We start from the raw sequence: 16,161 nt of genomic DNA, 5'->3' as shown, positions 1-16,161 counted from the left end.
AGAAAAAATGTCCCGTCGTCACAGTGCAGAAAAGCGTGAGATCAACCCGGACCCGAAGTTCGGCGATCTGATCGTCACCAAATTCATGAACGCCGTCATGTATGACGGCAAGAAGTCGGTTGCCGAGACCATCGTCTACGGCGCGCTCGACCAGGTCCAGTCCAAGACCAAGCAGGAGCCGGTCACCGTCTTCCATCAGGCGCTCGACAATGTCGCGCCGCATGTGGAAGTGCGTTCGCGCCGCGTCGGCGGCGCCACCTACCAGGTTCCGGTCGACGTGCGCCCCGAGCGCCGTCAGGCGCTGGCCATCCGCTGGTTGATCGCCGCCGCCCGCAACCGCAACGAGACCACGATGGTCGACCGCCTCTCCGGCGAGCTGATGGACGCGGCCAACAACCGCGGCACCGCCGTCAAGAAGCGTGAAGACACCCACAAGATGGCAGAAGCCAACCGCGCCTTCGCGCACTACCGCTGGTAAAGCGCGAACGAGACTGAAGAGGCACCTCCCATGGCCCGTGAATATAAAATCGAAGACTACCGCAATTTCGGTATCATGGCGCATATCGACGCCGGCAAGACGACGACCACCGAGCGCGTCCTCTACTACACGGGCAAGTCGCACAAGATCGGCGAAGTCCATGACGGCGCTGCGACCATGGACTGGATGGAGCAGGAGCAGGAACGCGGCATCACCATCACGTCCGCCGCGACCACGACCTTCTGGAAGGCTCGTGACGGCAAGATGCACCGCTTCAACATCATCGACACTCCCGGCCACGTCGATTTCACCATCGAGGTCGAGCGTTCGCTGCGCGTACTCGACGGCGCCATTGCGCTGCTCGACGCCAACGCCGGTGTCGAGCCGCAGACGGAGACCGTCTGGCGCCAGGCCGACAAGTACCGCGTGCCGCGCATGATCTTCTGCAACAAGATGGACAAGATCGGCGCGGATTTCTATCGCTCGGTCGAAATGATCGGCTCGCGCCTCGGTGCGCAGGCTGTCGTCATGCAGCTGCCGATCGGCGCCGAGACCGAGTTCAAGGGTGTCGTCGATCTCGTCGAGATGAACGCGCTGGTCTGGCGCGACGAGACGCTGGGCGCCGCCTGGGACGTCGTCGAGATCCCGGACGACCTCAAGGCTCGCGCCGAAGAATATCGCGAGAAGATGATCGAGGCCGCCGTCGAAATGGACGAGACGGCGCTCGAGAATTACCTCGAAGGCAAGATGCCCAGCAATGACGAGATTCGCGCTCTGATCCGCAAGGGCACCATCGCGGTGAAGTTCTACCCGATGTTCTGCGGCTCGGCCTTCAAGAACAAGGGCGTGCAGCCGCTGCTCGACGCAGTCGTCGAATATCTGCCGTCGCCGGCCGACGTTCCGGCCATCAAGGGCGTCGATGCCAAGACCGACGCCGAGATCGAGCGTCACGCCGACGACAGCGAGCCGCTGTCGATGCTCGCCTTCAAGATCATGAACGACCCGTTCGTCGGCTCGCTCACCTTTGCCCGCATCTATTCGGGCAAGCTCACCAAGGGCATCTCGGTCGACAATACGGTGAAGGGCAAGAAGGAGCGCATCGGCCGCATGCTGCAGATGCATGCGAATTCGCGCGCTGACGTCGAAGAGGCTTTCGCCGGCGACATCGTCGCTTTGGCCGGCCTCAAGGACACGACGACTGGCGACACGCTCTGCGATCCGCTGCATCCGGTCATCCTCGAGCGCATGGAATTCCCCGATCCGGTCATCCAGATCGCGATTGAGCCGAAGACCAAGAACGACCAGGAAAAGATGGGCCTTGCGCTGCATCGCCTGGCCGCCGAGGACCCGTCCTTCCGCGTCAAGACCGACGAGGAAAGCGGCCAGACGATCATCTCCGGCATGGGCGAACTCCACCTCGACATCATCGTCGATCGCATGCGTCGCGAGTTCAAGGTCGAGGCCAATGTCGGCGCGCCGCAGGTGGCCTATCGCGAGACGATCACCCGCAGGCACGAGCAGGACTACACCCACAAGAAGCAGACCGGCGGCACCGGCCAGTTCGCCCGTGTCAAGATCCTGTTCGAGCCGAATCCGGAAAGCAGCGAATTCCTGTTCGAATCCAAGATCGTCGGCGGCGCTGTGCCGAAGGAATACATCCCCGGTGTCGAAAAGGGCATCAACAGCGTCATGACCTCCGGCCCGTTCGCCGGCTTCCCGATGATCGGCGTCAAGGCGACGTTGATCGACGGCGCCTACCATGATGTCGACTCCTCGGTGCTCGCCTTCGAAATCGCCGGCCGTGCCTGCTTCCGTGAAGCGGCGCCCAAGCTTGGCGTGCAGCTGCTCGAGCCGATCATGAAGGTCGAAGTGGTGACGCCGGAAGATTATGTCGGCAGCGTCATCGGTGATCTGAACGGCCGTCGCGGCCAGATTCAGGGCCAGGAATCGCGCGGCGTGGCGGTTGTTGTCAACGCCATGGTGCCGCTCGCCAACATGTTCAAATACGTCGACAATTTGCGCTCGATGAGCCAGGGCCGCGCGGCCTACACGATGCAGTTCGATCACTACGAGCCGGTCCCCACCGCGGTCGCTCAGGAAGTCCAGAAGAAATACGCGTAACCCCAACGGGTTGCAGCGCTAACTTAATTCAAAGCCCGCACGGGCGAGCAGGAATGGAGAGATCACATGGCAAAAGGTAAATTCGAGCGTACAAAGCCTCATGTGAACATCGGCACGATTGGCCATGTCGATCATGGCAAGACGTCGCTGACGGCGGCGATCACCAAGTATTTTGGCGAATACAAGCGCTACGACCAGATCGATGCGGCGCCCGAGGAGAAGGCGCGCGGCATCACCATCTCGACGGCGCATGTCGAATACGAGACGGCCAACCGCCACTACGCCCATGTCGACTGCCCCGGCCACGCCGACTACGTCAAGAACATGATCACCGGTGCTGCGCAGATGGACGGCGCGATCCTGGTCGTGTCGGCCGCCGACGGCCCGATGCCGCAGACCCGCGAGCACATCCTGCTGGCCCGTCAGGTCGGCGTGCCGTCGATCGTGGTGTTCTTGAACAAGGTCGACCAGGTCGACGACGCCGAGCTTCTCGAGCTGGTCGAGCTCGAGGTGCGCGAGCTGTTGACCAAGAACGAGTTCCCCGGCGACGACATTCCGATCGTCAAGGGTTCGGCGCTTGCGGCTTTGGAAGATTCCGACAAGAAGATCGGCGAGGATTCGATCCGCGAATTGATGGCTGCGGTCGACGACTACATCCCGACGCCGGTTCGCCCGCTCGACAAGCCGTTCCTGATGCCGATCGAGGACGTGTTCTCGATCTCTGGCCGCGGCACGGTTGTGACCGGCCGCGTCGAGCGCGGCGTGGTCAAGGTCGGCGAGGAGCTTGAGATCGTCGGCATCCGTCCGACCACCAAGACGACCTGCACCGGCGTCGAGATGTTCCGCAAGCTGCTCGACCAGGGCCAGGCCGGCGACAACATCGGCGCGCTGCTGCGCGGTGTCGACCGTGAAGGTGTCGAGCGCGGCCAGGTTCTGGCCAAGCCGGGCACGGTCAAGCCGCACAAGAAGTTCGTCGCTGAAGCCTACATCCTGACCAAGGACGAGGGCGGCCGTCACACGCCGTTCTTCACCAACTACCGGCCGCAGTTCTACTTCCGCACGACCGACGTGACCGGCATCGTGTCGCTGCCGGAAGGCACCGAGATGGTGATGCCGGGCGACAACATCACCGTCGATGTCGAGCTGATCGTGCCGATCGCCATGGAAGAGAAGCTGCGCTTCGCCATCCGTGAAGGCGGCCGCACCGTCGGTGCCGGCATCGTCGTCACCATCAAAGAGTAATTTGGACTTAAACCGATCTGTCGCGGGCGCTGCCCGCGCCGCGCCAGAACAAGGAAGTGACGCATGAACGGACAGAATATCCGCATCCGCCTGAAGGCGTTTGATCACCGGGTGCTTGACGCCTCGACGCGGGAAATCGTGTCGACGGCCAAGCGTACCGGCGCCAACGTCCGCGGCCCCATTCCGCTGCCGACGCGGATCGAAAAGTTCACGGTCAACCGGTCGCCTCACGTCGACAAGAAGAGCCGCGAGCAGTTCGAGATGCGCACGCACAAGCGTCTGCTCGACATCGTCGATCCGACCCCGCAGACGGTCGACGCTTTGATGAAGCTCGATCTTGCCGCCGGTGTCGACGTCGAGATCAAACTCTAAGGAACCAGAGCGGCGGGGCGACCCGGAACTCTGAAGGAACAAGAGGCGTGGAGGGGCGACAAGCCCCGACAGGGAACTCTGAAGGAACAAGAGGCGTGGAGGGGCGACAGCCCCGACAGGGAACTCTGAAGGAACAAGAGGCGTGGAGGGGCGACAGCCCCGACAGGGAACTCTAAAGGAATGAACCGATGCGTTCAGGTGTGATTGCAAAGAAGGTGGGAATGACCCGCATCTACAACGATGCCGGGGAACATGTTCCCGTCACCGTTCTCCAGATGGAGAACTGCCAGGTCGTGGCGCAGCGCACGCAGGAGAAGAACGGCTATACCGCCGTCCAGCTCGGCGTTGGCCTTGCCAAGGTGAAGAACACGTCGAAGGCGATGCGCGGCCATTTCGCGACCGCTTCCGTCGAGCCGAAGGCCAAGGTTGCCGAGTTCCGCGTCTCCGCCGACAACATGATCGATGTCGGCGCCGAGATCACCGTCGATCATTTCGTCGTCGGCCAGAAGGTCGATGTGACGGGAACCACGATCGGCAAGGGTTTCCAGGGCGTCATCAAGCGGCACCACATGGGCGGCGGCCGCGCGACCCACGGCAACTCGGTCTCGCACCGTACGCACGGCTCGACCGGCCAGCGCCAGGACCCGGGCAAGGTGTTCAAGGGCAAGCATATGGCCGGCCACATGGGTGACACCCGCGTCACCACGCAGAATGTCGAGGTCGTCTCGACCGATGCCGATCGCGGTCTGATCCTGATCCGCGGCGCGGTTCCCGGTTCGAAGGGCGCCTGGATCCTGGTCCGTGACGCAGCCAAGGTTGCGCTGCCGGCCAATGCGCCGAAGCCCGCCGCAATCCGCGCCATTGCAACCAATGATGGCGCCAAGAACGATGCCCCGGCCACAGTAGATGCCCCGGCCACAGAGGGAGCGGAATAATGGACCTCAAGATCACAACGCTTGGCGGCAAGGACGCCGGCAAGGTGAAACTCTCCGAGGAGATTTTCGGCCTTGATCCGCGCGAGGACATCCTGCAGCGCGTCGTGCGCTGGCAGCTTGCCAAGAAGCAGCAGGGCACGCACAAGACCAAGGGTCGCGCCGAGATCGCCCGCACCGGCGCCAAGATGTACAAGCAGAAGGGTACGGGCCGCGCCCGTCACCATTCGGCACGCGCTCCGCAGTTCCGCGGCGGCGGCAAGGCCCACGGCCCGGTCGTCCGCAGCCACGAGCACGATTTGCCGAAGAAGGTGCGTGCGCTGGGCCTCAAGCATGCTCTCTCGGCCAAGGCCAAGAGCGCCTCGCTCATCATCATCGATGAGCTGATGCTGACCGAGGCCAAGACCAAGGCGCTGATCGCGAATTTCGCGACGCTGGGCCTGTCCAACGCCCTGCTGATCGGCGGTGCCGAGCTCGACAAGAATTTCAAGCTGGCGGCGACGAACATCCCGAACATCGACGTGCTGCCCATCCAGGGCATCAACGTCTACGACATTCTGCGCCGCGGCACGCTGGTCCTTTCGAAGGCCGCCGTCGAGGCTCTCGAGGAGCGCTTCAAATGACCGACCTTCGTCACTACGACGTGATCGTCTCGCCGGCGATCACCGAAAAGTCGACCATGGCTTCCGAGCAGAACCAGGTCGTCTTCAACGTCGCCAAGAAGGCGTCGAAGCCGGAAATCAAGGCTGCCGTCGAAGCGCTGTTCGGCGTCAAGGTGATGGCCGTGAACACGCTTGTCCGCAAGGGCAAGATCAAGCGCTTCCGCGGCACGATCGGCCGCCAGAGCGACGTCAAGAAGGCGATTGTGACGCTGGCCGACGGCCAGTCGATCGACGTCGCGACGGGTCTCTGAGCAAGACCGCGAGGACAACAGACATGGCACTGAAAAAATTCAACCCGATAACGCCGAGCACCCGCCAGCTGGTCATCGTCGACCGCTCGGGCCTCTACAAGGGCAAGCCCGTCAAGGGCCTGACCCAGGGCCTGACCAAATCGGGCGGCCGCAACAATTACGGCCGCATCACGGCCCGCTTCATCGGCGGCGGTCACAAGCGTACGTACCGCATCATCGACTTCAAGCGCCGCAAGTTCGACATTGTCGGCACGGTCGAGCGTGTCGAATACGATCCGAACCGCAGCGCCTTCATCGCGCTGATCAAGTATGACGATGGCGAGCTGTCCTACATCATCGCTCCGCAGCGCCTTGCTGCCGGCGACAAGATCGTGGCCGGCGAAGCGGTCGACGTGAAGCCGGGCAATGCGATGCCGCTGGCCTCGATGCCGGTCGGCACGATCGTCCACAACATCGAGCTGAAGCCGGGCAAGGGCGCCCAGGTTGCCCGTTCGGCTGGCGGTTATGCCCAGCTCGTCGGCCGTGACCAGGGCATGGCGATCCTGCGCCTCAACTCCGGCGAGCAGCGTGTCGTCCACGGCTCGTGCATGGCCACTGTCGGCGCCGTGTCCAACCCGGACCACGGCAACATCAATGACGGCAAGGCAGGCCGCACGGTGTGGCGGGGAAAACGTCCGCACAACCGCGGCGTGACCATGAACCCGGTCGACCATCCGCACGGCGGCGGCGAAGGCCGCACCTCGGGTGGCCGCCATCCGGTTTCGCCTTGGGGCAAGCCGACCAAGGGCAAGAAGACGCGGTCCAATAAGGCGACCGACAAGTTCATCCTGCGCTCGCGCCATCAGCGCAAGAGCTAAGAAGAGGTAACGCCAAGTGACTCGTTCGATTTGGAAAGGCCCCTTCATCGACGGCTACCTTCTCAAGAAGGTGGACAAGGTTCGTGAAGGTGGTCGCAATGAGGTGATCAAGATGTGGAGCCGTCGCTCCACCATCCTGCCGCAGTTCGTCGGCTTCACCTTCGGTGTTTACAACGGCCAGAAGCACGTTCCCGTTTCGGTGAACGAGGACATGGTCGGCCACAAGTTCGGTGAATTCGCTCCGACCCGGACCTATTACGGTCACGGCGCGGATAAGAAGGCGAAGAGGAAATAATCATGGGCAAGGCCAAAGCTCCGCGCAGGCTTGCTGACAACGAAGCGCGCGCCGTGTTGCGCACGATCCGTATCAGCCCGCAGAAGCTGAACCTGGTTGCCGCGCTGATCCGCGGCAAGAAGGTCGCGACAGCGCTTTCCGATCTCGAATTCTCGGCCAAGCGGATTTCCGGCACGGTCAAGAAGACGCTGGAATCGGCGATCGCCAACGCGGAAAACAACCACGACCTCGACGTCGATGCGCTGATCGTGGCGGAAGCCTATGTCGGCAAGTCGATCGTCATGAAGCGGTTCCATGCCCGTGGCCGTGGCCGCGCCAGCCGTATCGAGAAGCCGTTCTCGCACCTCACGATCGTCGTTCGTGAAGTCGAAGAAAAAGTGGAGGCCGCATAATGGGCCAGAAAATCAATCCGATCGGTCTGCGTCTCGGCATCAACCGCACCTGGGATTCGCGCTGGTTCGCCAACACCGGCGAGTACGGCAAGCTGCTGCACGAGGACATCAAGATCCGCAACTATCTTGAGAAGGAACTCAAGCAGGCTGCGATCTCGAAGGTCGTGATCGAGCGTCCGCACAAGAAGTGCCGCGTCACCATCCATGCGGCGCGTCCGGGCCTGATCATCGGCAAGAAGGGCGCCGACATCGAGAAGCTTCGCAGGAAGCTGATGGAGATGACGAAGTCCGAGACGCATTTGAACATCGTCGAAGTGCGTAAGCCCGAGATCGACGCGACGTTGGTCGCCCAGTCGATCGCCCAGCAGCTCGAGCGCCGTATCGCATTCCGCCGCGCCATGAAGCGCGCCGTGCAGTCGGCGATGCGCCTCGGTGCCGAAGGCATCCGCATCAACTGCGCCGGCCGTCTCGGCGGCGCCGAGATCGCGCGCATGGAATGGTATCGCGAAGGTCGCGTGCCGCTGCATACGCTGCGCGCCGATGTCGACTACGGCACGGCCGAAGCACACACCGCCTACGGCATCTGCGGTGTCAAGGTCTGGGTGTTCAAGGGCGAAATCCTCGAGCACGACCCGATGGCTTCGGAGCGCCGCGCCACCGAGGGCGATCATGCGCATGGCGGTGGTGGTGAGCGCGAACGCGGTCGCCGTCGCGAAAACGCCTGAGACAGTTGAGAATTTGGAGTTAGAACGATGCTGCAGCCAAAGCGCACAAAGTTCCGCAAGCAGTTCAAGGGTCGTATCCATGGTGCCGCCAAGGGTGGCACCAATCTGGATTTCGGCGGTTTCGGGCTGAAGGCGCTTGAGCCGAACCGCGTCACCGCGCGTGAGATCGAGGCGGCCCGCCGCGCGATCACCCGCGAGATGAAGCGCGCCGGCCGCGTCTGGATCCGTATCTTCCCGGACGTGCCGGTGACGTCGAAGCCGACCGAAGTCCGCATGGGCAAGGGCAAGGGCGCGGTCGATTACTGGGCGGCGCGCGTCAAGCCTGGCCGCATCATGTTCGAGATCGACGGCGTCAATGAGGAAACCGCCCGTGAGGCGCTGCGTCTCGGCGCGGCCAAGCTCTCGGTCAGGACGCGCTTCGTACAGCGCATCGCAGAATAAGGACGGGCTGATCATGAAAGCCGAAGACATCCGGACCAAAACCCAGGACCAGCTGACCGACGAATTGGCCAGCCTGAAGAAGGAGCAGTTCAACCTGCGCTTCCAGAAGGCCACCGGCCAGCTCGAGAAGACCGCGCGCGTGAGGCAGGTCCGCAAGGACATTGCGCGTATCAAGACCATCGCTGCGGAAAAGTCCGCGGCTAAGAAGGCTTAAGGACGAAAACCATGCCAAAGCGCATTCTGCAGGGCACCGTCGTCAGCGACAAAAACGAGAAGACGGTTGTCGTCAAGGTCGAACGGCGCTTCACGCATCCCGTGATGAAGAAGACCGTGCGCATGACCAAGAAGTACAAGGCGCACGACGAGAACAACGCCCACAAGGTCGGCGATCAGGTGTTCATCCAGGAATCGAAGCCGATTTCCAAGGACAAGCGCTGGACCGTCGTGTCTTCGGACCAGGCGTAAACAACGAATTTTGGACAGACCGGGGAGGGGCTTTGCGCCCGTCCCGTTAGAAGAGAAGAAGGCGGCCAGTCATGATTCAGATGCAAACAAACCTCGACGTCGCGGATAATTCCGGCGCCCGTCGTGTCATGTGCATCAAGGTGCTGGGCGGCTCGAAGCGGAAATACGCTTCCGTGGGCGACATCATCGTGGTGTCGATCAAGGAAGCCATCCCGCGCGGCCGCGTCAAGAAGGGCGATGTGATGAAGGCGGTCGTGGTTCGCACGGCCAAGGACATCCGCCGCCCGGACGGCAGCGTGATCCGTTTCGACAAGAACGCGGCCGTTCTCGTCGACAACAAGAAAGAGCCGATCGGCACGCGTATCTTCGGACCGGTTCCGCGCGAACTCCGCGCCAAGAACCACATGAAGATCATCTCGCTCGCGCCTGAAGTGCTGTAAGGAGCCGGACCAATGCAGAAGATTAGAAAAGGCGACAAGGTCATCGTGCTGGCCGGCAAGGACAAGGGCCGTTCGGGCGAAGTCCTCTCGGTACAGCCGAAGGAAGACACCGCGCTGGTGCGGGGCGTCAACATGATCCGTCGTCACCAGAAGCAGTCCCAGTCCCAAGAGGGCGGGATCATCACCAAGGAAGCGCCGATCCAGCTGTCGAACATCGCGCTGGCCGACCCCAAGGATGGCAAGCCGACCCGTGTCGGCTTCATCTTCCAGAAGGACGGCAAGAAGGTGCGCGTCGCCAAGCGCTCGGGAGAAGTCATCAATGGCTAAGGCTCAAACCAAGCAGGCGACTGCCCAGAACACGCCGCGCCTCAAGCAGGTCTACAACGAGACCATCCGCAAGGCGCTGCAGGAGCAGTTCGGCTACGAGAACGAGATGCAGGTTCCGCGCATCGACAAGATCGTGCTGAACATGGGCGTCGGCGAGGCGACCGGCGATTCGAAGAAGCCTTCGATCGCGGCGGAAGATCTTGCGCTGATCGCCGGCCAGAAGGCCGTCGTCACCCATGCGCGCAACTCGATCGCCGGCTTCAAGGTCCGCGAAAAGATGCCGATCGGCGCCAAGGTCACGCTGCGCAAGGAACGCATGTACGAGTTCCTTGACCGCCTCGTTAACATCGCGCTGCCGCGCGTCCGCGACTTCCGCGGACTCAATCCGAAGAGCTTCGATGGCCGTGGCAACTATGCCATGGGCATCAAGGAACACATCGTGTTCCCGGAGATCAACTACGACAAGGTTGATCAGATCTGGGGCATGGACGTCATCGTTTGTACGACTGCGAAGACGGACGACGAAGCCAGGGCATTGCTCAAGGCCTTCAACTTCCCCTTCCGCCAGTAACGGCAGCGAGAAAAGGAAAAATCTGAAATGGCAAAGACCAGCTCAGTCGAGAAGAACAACAGGCGCCGCAAGCTTGTGGACCAGTACGCTGCCAAGCGTAAGGTCCTCAAGGCGATCATCATGGATCAGTCCAAGCCGATGGAAGAGCGCTTCCGCGCTCAGCTGAAGCTTGCGGCACTGCCGCGCAACTCGGCCAAGATCCGCATCCGCAACCGCTGCGAAGTCACCGGACGTCCGCGTGCCTATTATCGCAAGCTCAAAGTATCGCGCATCGCGCTTCGTGATCTCGGCAATAACGGCCAGATCCCGGGCCTGGTCAAGTCGAGCTGGTAAGGAGGACATAACATGTCATTGAGCGATCCTCTCGGCGATATGCTGACCCGCATCCGCAACGCCTATGGCCGCAAGAAGTCGAGCGTTTCGACGCCGGCCTCGCGCCTGCGCACCCGCGTCCTCGACGTGCTGAAGGCGGAAGGCTATATCCGCGACTACAGCCAGACCGACTTCGACAACGGCAAGTCCGAAATCGAGATCGAGCTGAAGTATTTCGACGGTGCGCCGGTGGTGCGCGAAATCGCCCGCGTCTCGAAGCCGGGCCGTCGCGTTTACGTTTCGGCGAAGTCGATCCCGCACGTCGCCAACGGCCTCGGCATCGCCATCCTTTCGACGCCGAAGGGCGTGATGGCCGACCACGAAGCGCGTGAACAGAATGTCGGCGGGGAAATCCTCTGCCAGATCTTCTGATCTGGAGCGCGATCCCGAACCGAACCACGCAGTGAAAAGTGGAACCCGGATTCGGACAAGATCACGCTCGAAACAGAGACCTGAAACAAGAGAAGTGACGAGGACAACAAAATGTCTCGTATTGGAAAGAAACCCGTTTCGCTGCCGCAGGGCGTGACCGCGACCGTCGACGGCCAGACCGTCACGGCGAAGGGCCCCAAGGGTGAGCTGAAGTTCGTGGTCAACGACGAAGTGCTGGTCAAGATGGAAGGCAGCGAGATCGCTGTCCAGCCACGCGACCAGACCAAGACCGCCCGTTCCAAATGGGGCATGTCGCGCACGCAGATCGTCAACATCCTGCAGGGCGTCAAGGACGGTTTCGAAAAGAAGCTCGAGATCACCGGCGTCGGCTATCGCGCCGCCATGCAGGGCAAGAACCTGCAGCTGGCGCTCGGCTTCAGCCATGACGTCGTCTACGAAACGCCGCAGGACATCACCATCACGGTGCCGAAGCCGACGGAAATCACCGTGACCGGCATCGACAAGCAGAAGGTCGGTCAGGTCGCTGCCGAGATCCGCGAATATCGCGGTCCTGAGCCGTACAAGGGCAAGGGCGTTCGTTACGCTGGCGAGAAGATCGTCCGCAAGGAAGGCAAGAAGAAGTAATTTCGTCAATGGTGAATGGTGAATGGTAAAATGGCAGTAGGATGGGCAGGAGCCGGGCGGCACCTGGTTTCTACCTTTCACCATTTTTCCATTCACCATTCACTGCAAATCAACGCCGCGGGGAGCGGTCGCGGGAGGCTTGTCCTACCGCACAGGGTTGCCCCCGTTTTTTGAAGGCAAGGAACTGATATCATGGGCTCGAAAGACTCCACCCAACGCCGCGCTCAGCGCGTCCGCCGCCAGATCAAGAAGGTCGCTGGCGAGCGTCCGCGTCTGTCGGTCCACCGCACGTCGAAGAACATCTACGTCCAGGTCATCGACGACGCCAAGGGCCACACCATCGCTGCCGCCTCGACGCTGGAGAAGGACCTCAAGGGTTCGCTCAAGACCGGTGCCGACACTGCCGCCGCTGTGGCAATCGGCAAGCTGATTGCCGAGCGCGCTTCGAAGGCCGGCGTCAAGGAAGTCGTCTTCGACCGCGGACCGTACATCTATCACGGCCGCGTCAAGGCGCTGGCCGAGGCCGCCCGTGAAGGTGGCTTGAGCTTCTAAAGCATGATCCTGAACCGGAGGTCAGCGCAGCAATAAGTTGCAGACTTTTCGGACAAGATCATGCGAAGGGAAAAATGAGTTTCGCTCCCGGCAACCCACAGAGGGAACCGGATATCATCATCAACCGTGCTTCCGGAAAAAAACAAGGAACAGGATATGGCACAGGAACGTAGGGATGGCGGCCGCGGCCGTGATCGCGAAGAGCGCGACGACGGCATGGTGGACAAGCTCGTCCACATCAACCGCGTCGCCAAGGTCGTCAAGGGCGGCCGGCGCTTCGGCTTTGCAGCACTCGTCGTCGTCGGTGACCAGAAGGGCCGTGTCGGCTTCGGTCACGGCAAGGCGCGCGAAGTGCCAGAGGCGATCCGCAAGGCGACCGAATCGGCCAAGCGCGACATGATCTTCGTGCCGCTGCGCTCGGGCCGTACGCTGCATCACGACGTCGAAGGACGCTGGGGCGCCGGACGCGTTCTGCTGCGCGCTGCCAAGCAGGGTACCGGCATCATCGCCGGCGGCCCGATGCGCGCCGTCTTCGAGACGCTCGGCATGCATGACGTGGTCGCCAAGTCGATGGGTTCGTCGAACCCCTACAACATGGTTCGCGCCACCTTCGACGCGCTGAAGAGCCAGATGCATCCCAAGGATGTGGCTGCCGCGCGCGGCATCAAGTATTCGACCCTTCAGGCCCGCCGCGGCACCGCCGTTGCGGCCGAAGAATAGTCGACGCTGACCAGGGATATTGACCATGGCCAAGAAAGCAACCAAGACCATCACCGTCGAGCAGATCGGTTCGCCGATCCGCCGGCCGAAGGAGCAGCGCGCGACGCTGGTCGGCCTCGGCCTCAACAAGATGCACAAGCAGCGCACGCTGGAGGACACCCCCTCCGTGCGCGGCATGATCGCTGCCGTCCAGCATCTCGTCCGCGTCGTGGACGAGGGCTGAACCAGAGCGCAGGAGAACCCAGATGAAACTCAACGATCTGCGTGACAAGGACGGCGCGACGCATTCCAGGAAGCGTCTCGGCCGCGGCATCGGCTCCGGCTCGGGCAAGACCGCCGGTCGCGGCGTCAAGGGCCAGAAGGCGCGCTCCGGCGTCGCCGTCAACGGCTTCGAGGGTGGCCAGATGCCGCTCTACCGGCGTCTGCCGAAGCGCGGCTTCAACAACATCTTCGCCAAGAGCTTTACCGTCGTGTCGCTGGCCCGCATCCAGGCCGCGCTCGATGCCAAGAAGCTCGACGCCAAGACGACCGTGACCGCCGAAGCGCTGGTCGCGGCCGGCGTCATCCGCCGCGTCAAGGACGGCGTGCGCATCCTCTCCGACGGCGAGATCAAGTCGAAGCTTGCCTTCGACGTGGCCGGCGCCTCCAAGGCTGCCATCGAGAAGATCGAAAAGGCCGGCGGTTCGGTGAAGCTGCCGGAAAAGGCAGCAGCCGAGTAACGGCGATTTGAAGCGCGATCGGCAGAGCGGGACACGTTTCGCTTTTGATTGCGCTTTGATCTGCTCAATATGGCGGCCGCGTCAACGCGGCCGCTTGCATGTTTGCAGTCCGGAGCTTATCTCGTGAGCTTCGGTGACACGCGCCGCCTGAGTTGCGGGCCATCGAGCGTGACCAAGCGGAGAATCAGGCATGGCTTCGGCTGCTGAACAACTAGCCTCGAATCTGAATTTCTCGGCCTTCGCCAAGGCGGAGGATCTGAAGAAGCGCATCTGGTTCACCGTTGGTGCGTTGCTGGTCTACCGCCTCGGCACCTATATCCCGCTGCCCGGCATCAATCCCGACGCTTTCGCCCAGGCCTTCTCGTCGCAGAGCAAGGGCGTGCTTGGCATGTTCAACATGTTCGCCGGTGGCGCCGTCGAACGCATGGCGATCTTTGCCCTCGGCATCATGCCCTATATTTCCGCTTCCATCATCATGCAGCTGATGACCTCCGTCATCCCATCACTGGAGGCGCTGAAGAAGGAAGGCGAGCAGGGCCGCAAGGTCATCAACCAGTATACCCGCTACGGCACCGTGCTCTTGGCGCTGGTCCAGGCCTACGGCATTGCGGTCGGACTGGAAGGCGGCAGCGGCATCGTCAGCGATCCCGGCATGTTCTTCCGCATCTCGACCGTCATCACGCTGGTCGGCGGCACCATGTTCCTGATGTGGCTCGGCGAGCAGATCACCGCCCGCGGCATCGGCAACGGCATTTCGCTGATCATCTTTGCCGGCATCGTCGCCGGCCTGCCGCAAGCCATCTCCGGTACGCTGGAACTTGGCCGCACCGGCGCGCTGTCGACCGGCCTGATCCTGGCGATCATCGTTCTGGCCGTCGTCGTCATCGCGCTGATCGTGTTCTTCGAGCGCGCCCAGCGGCGCTTGCTGATCCAGTATCCCAAGCGCCAGGTCGGCAACCGCATGTTCCAGGGCGACACCTCGCACCTGCCGCTCAAGCTCAACACGGCCGGCGTCATTCCGCCGATCTTCGCCTCTTCGCTGCTGTTGCTGCCGGCGACGGTCGCCGGCTTCTCGCAGACGACCAACATGCCAGCCTGGGCCAGCACCGTCCTGGCGGCACTCGGTCATGGCCAGCCGCTCTACATGGCGTTCTATGCGGCGATGATCGTGTTTTTCGCCTTCTTCTATACGGCGATCGTCTTCAACCCGAAGGACACCGCCGACCAGCTCAAGAAGCATTCGGGTTTCATTCCGGGCTACCGTCCGGGCGAGCGCACCGCGGATTACATCGACTATGTCCTTACCCGCATAACTGTCGTCGGCGCCATTTATCTGGTGCTGGTGTGTCTGCTGCCCGAGTTCCTGATTTCAGCGACTGGCGTACCATTCTACCTCGGTGGCACATCGCTTCTGATCGTGGTCAGTGTAACGCTCGACACGGTGGCGCAAATTCAGGGTCACCTGATCGCGCACCAGTATGAGGGCCTGATCAAGAAGTCGAAGCTGCGCGGGGGGAAGAAAGCCAGATGAGGTTGATATTGCTTGGGCCGCCAGGGGCGGGCAAGGGGACGCAAGCACAAAGACTGGTAGAAAAATACGGCATTCCCCAACTCTCGACGGGCGATATGCTGCGCGCTGCTGTCCAGGCCGGCACCGAAGTCGGCAAACGGGCCAAGGCGGTGATGGACGCTGGCGAACTGGTTTCCGACGCCATCGTCAACGCTATCGTCGCCGAGCGTATCGATCAGGCCGATTGCGCAAGGGGGTTCATCCTTGACGGATATCCGCGAACCCTGGTGCAGGCGGACGCGGTTGAATCGATGCTCTCGGCTCGCCGCCTCACTCTCGACGCCGTCATCGAACTTGTCGTCGACGACAAGGCGCTGGTTGGCCGAATCGGCAAGCGCGCCGAAGAGGCCAAGGCCACGGGTCTGCCGGTGCGCAAGGACGACAATCCGGCGGTGTTCGAAGAGCGCCTGAAGGAGTACTACAAGAAGACGTCGCCGCTGATCGGCTACTACTATGCCAAGGGCAAGCTGAGAGGTGTCGACGGCATGGCCGACATCGATGCGGTGACGCGGCAGATCGAAGCGGTGCTCACGGCTGCGACCCCAGCGGCGGCGCAACGGTCTGCGAACGGAAAATAAACGATTGCGCTTGACTGGAGCGGTTCGCTGGGGTATGGCGGCCCGTCTTCCTATCAGGCATG

At 62.1% G+C, this 16,161-nt stretch carries 26 protein-coding genes; all 26 read left to right on the top strand.

Annotation, left to right across the window (positions count from 1 at the left end):
- Positions 1-7: 7 nt before the first annotated feature.
- The 26 genes from rpsG (at position 8) to BLT09_RS05140 (ending at position 16,099) form a co-directional block, all read left to right on the top strand.
- Positions 8-478 (top strand): 30S ribosomal protein S7, encoded by a 471-nt coding sequence (rpsG, locus tag BLT09_RS05265; RefSeq protein ID WP_008875664.1) that lies wholly within the window; start codon positions 8-10, stop codon positions 476-478.
- A gap of 30 nt (positions 479-508) precedes the next feature.
- Positions 509-2,599 (top strand): elongation factor G, encoded by a 2,091-nt coding sequence (fusA, locus tag BLT09_RS05260; protein ID WP_023798114.1) that lies wholly within the window; start codon positions 509-511, stop codon positions 2,597-2,599.
- A gap of 66 nt (positions 2,600-2,665) precedes the next feature.
- The gene (gene tuf / locus BLT09_RS05255; protein ID WP_091591201.1) at positions 2,666-3,841 is read left to right on the top strand and encodes an elongation factor Tu; all 1,176 of its coding nucleotides are present in this window, start codon (positions 2,666-2,668) and stop codon (positions 3,839-3,841) included.
- A 63-nt stretch (positions 3,842-3,904) separates the two neighbouring features.
- A complete protein-coding gene (gene rpsJ, locus BLT09_RS05250; RefSeq protein ID WP_006205468.1) occupies positions 3,905-4,213 on the top strand; it encodes a 30S ribosomal protein S10 in 309 nt (102 codons plus the stop codon).
- Positions 4,214-4,401: 188 nt separating this feature from the next.
- Positions 4,402-5,148: a 50S ribosomal protein L3 gene (rplC, locus tag BLT09_RS05245; RefSeq protein WP_091591200.1), complete on the top strand. Its 747-nt coding sequence runs from the start codon at positions 4,402-4,404 to the stop codon at positions 5,146-5,148.
- Entirely contained in the window at positions 5,148-5,768 is a 621-nt protein-coding gene (gene rplD / locus BLT09_RS05240) for a 50S ribosomal protein L4 (protein ID WP_027154042.1), read from the top strand. Before rplC ends, rplD begins: the two co-directional genes overlap by 1 nt.
- Positions 5,765-6,058 carry a 50S ribosomal protein L23 gene (locus BLT09_RS05235; protein WP_010909275.1) on the top strand — a complete coding sequence of 98 codons (294 nt, stop codon included), beginning with the start codon at positions 5,765-5,767 and terminating at the stop codon, positions 6,056-6,058. The genes rplD and BLT09_RS05235 overlap by 4 nt, the downstream gene beginning before the upstream one ends.
- A gap of 23 nt (positions 6,059-6,081) precedes the next feature.
- The gene (gene rplB / locus BLT09_RS05230) at positions 6,082-6,915 is read left to right on the top strand and encodes a 50S ribosomal protein L2 (protein ID WP_091591198.1); all 834 of its coding nucleotides are present in this window, start codon (positions 6,082-6,084) and stop codon (positions 6,913-6,915) included.
- A gap of 16 nt (positions 6,916-6,931) precedes the next feature.
- Positions 6,932-7,210, top strand: a complete 279-nt coding sequence (rpsS, locus tag BLT09_RS05225; RefSeq protein WP_006205463.1) for a 30S ribosomal protein S19 — start codon at positions 6,932-6,934, stop codon at positions 7,208-7,210.
- Between the two features lie 2 nt (positions 7,211-7,212).
- Complete coding sequence (gene rplV / locus BLT09_RS05220; protein ID WP_023799292.1) at positions 7,213-7,602, top strand: 50S ribosomal protein L22; 390 nt, start codon at positions 7,213-7,215, stop codon at positions 7,600-7,602.
- Positions 7,602-8,327, top strand: a complete 726-nt coding sequence (gene rpsC, locus BLT09_RS05215; protein WP_091591196.1) for a 30S ribosomal protein S3 — start codon at positions 7,602-7,604, stop codon at positions 8,325-8,327. The genes rplV and rpsC overlap by 1 nt, the downstream gene beginning before the upstream one ends.
- A 27-nt stretch (positions 8,328-8,354) precedes the next feature.
- Entirely contained in the window at positions 8,355-8,768 is a 414-nt protein-coding gene (gene rplP / locus BLT09_RS05210; protein ID WP_023799290.1) for a 50S ribosomal protein L16, read from the top strand.
- 13 nt (positions 8,769-8,781) lie between these two features.
- On the top strand, positions 8,782-8,982 hold the full coding sequence (gene rpmC, locus BLT09_RS05205) for a 50S ribosomal protein L29 (protein WP_023799289.1): 201 nt from the start codon (positions 8,782-8,784) through the stop codon (positions 8,980-8,982).
- An 11-nt stretch (positions 8,983-8,993) separates the two neighbouring features.
- Positions 8,994-9,233: a 30S ribosomal protein S17 gene (gene rpsQ / locus BLT09_RS05200; RefSeq protein WP_023799288.1), complete on the top strand. Its 240-nt coding sequence runs from the start codon at positions 8,994-8,996 to the stop codon at positions 9,231-9,233.
- A gap of 71 nt (positions 9,234-9,304) precedes the next feature.
- The gene (gene rplN, locus BLT09_RS05195) at positions 9,305-9,673 is read left to right on the top strand and encodes a 50S ribosomal protein L14 (RefSeq protein ID WP_006205457.1); all 369 of its coding nucleotides are present in this window, start codon (positions 9,305-9,307) and stop codon (positions 9,671-9,673) included.
- Positions 9,674-9,685: 12 nt separating this feature from the next.
- Positions 9,686-10,000 carry a 50S ribosomal protein L24 gene (gene rplX / locus BLT09_RS05190; RefSeq protein ID WP_091591195.1) on the top strand — a complete coding sequence of 105 codons (315 nt, stop codon included), beginning with the start codon at positions 9,686-9,688 and terminating at the stop codon, positions 9,998-10,000.
- Positions 9,993-10,571: a 50S ribosomal protein L5 gene (rplE, locus tag BLT09_RS05185; RefSeq protein WP_023799287.1), complete on the top strand. Its 579-nt coding sequence runs from the start codon at positions 9,993-9,995 to the stop codon at positions 10,569-10,571. Before rplX ends, rplE begins: the two co-directional genes overlap by 8 nt.
- A gap of 27 nt (positions 10,572-10,598) precedes the next feature.
- A complete protein-coding gene (gene rpsN / locus BLT09_RS05180; protein ID WP_023799286.1) occupies positions 10,599-10,904 on the top strand; it encodes a 30S ribosomal protein S14 in 306 nt (101 codons plus the stop codon).
- Between the two features lie 12 nt (positions 10,905-10,916).
- The gene (rpsH, locus tag BLT09_RS05175) at positions 10,917-11,315 is read left to right on the top strand and encodes a 30S ribosomal protein S8 (RefSeq protein ID WP_006205453.1); all 399 of its coding nucleotides are present in this window, start codon (positions 10,917-10,919) and stop codon (positions 11,313-11,315) included.
- Positions 11,316-11,426: 111 nt separating this feature from the next.
- Entirely contained in the window at positions 11,427-11,960 is a 534-nt protein-coding gene (rplF, locus tag BLT09_RS05170; RefSeq protein WP_023799285.1) for a 50S ribosomal protein L6, read from the top strand.
- 192 nt (positions 11,961-12,152) lie between these two features.
- Positions 12,153-12,512, top strand: a complete 360-nt coding sequence (rplR, locus tag BLT09_RS05165; protein WP_023799284.1) for a 50S ribosomal protein L18 — start codon at positions 12,153-12,155, stop codon at positions 12,510-12,512.
- Between the two features lie 156 nt (positions 12,513-12,668).
- Entirely contained in the window at positions 12,669-13,232 is a 564-nt protein-coding gene (rpsE, locus tag BLT09_RS05160; RefSeq protein WP_006333394.1) for a 30S ribosomal protein S5, read from the top strand.
- 25 nt (positions 13,233-13,257) lie between these two features.
- Entirely contained in the window at positions 13,258-13,455 is a 198-nt protein-coding gene (rpmD, locus tag BLT09_RS05155) for a 50S ribosomal protein L30 (RefSeq protein ID WP_006205449.1), read from the top strand.
- 22 nt (positions 13,456-13,477) lie between these two features.
- Positions 13,478-13,951 (top strand): 50S ribosomal protein L15, encoded by a 474-nt coding sequence (rplO, locus tag BLT09_RS05150; RefSeq protein WP_091591193.1) that lies wholly within the window; start codon positions 13,478-13,480, stop codon positions 13,949-13,951.
- A gap of 190 nt (positions 13,952-14,141) precedes the next feature.
- Positions 14,142-15,482, top strand: a complete 1,341-nt coding sequence (secY, locus tag BLT09_RS05145) for a preprotein translocase subunit SecY (protein ID WP_091591192.1) — start codon at positions 14,142-14,144, stop codon at positions 15,480-15,482.
- Positions 15,479-16,099, top strand: a complete 621-nt coding sequence (locus BLT09_RS05140; RefSeq protein WP_091591190.1) for an adenylate kinase — start codon at positions 15,479-15,481, stop codon at positions 16,097-16,099. Before secY ends, BLT09_RS05140 begins: the two co-directional genes overlap by 4 nt.
- Positions 16,100-16,161 lie beyond the last annotated feature (62 nt).

It is taken from the genome of Mesorhizobium muleiense, from assembly GCF_900099905.1.
Classification (GTDB): domain Bacteria; phylum Pseudomonadota; class Alphaproteobacteria; order Rhizobiales; family Rhizobiaceae; genus Mesorhizobium; species Mesorhizobium muleiense.
The sequence above is the reverse complement of the archived record's forward strand: the minus strand, read 5'-3'. Positions and strand labels throughout refer to the sequence as shown.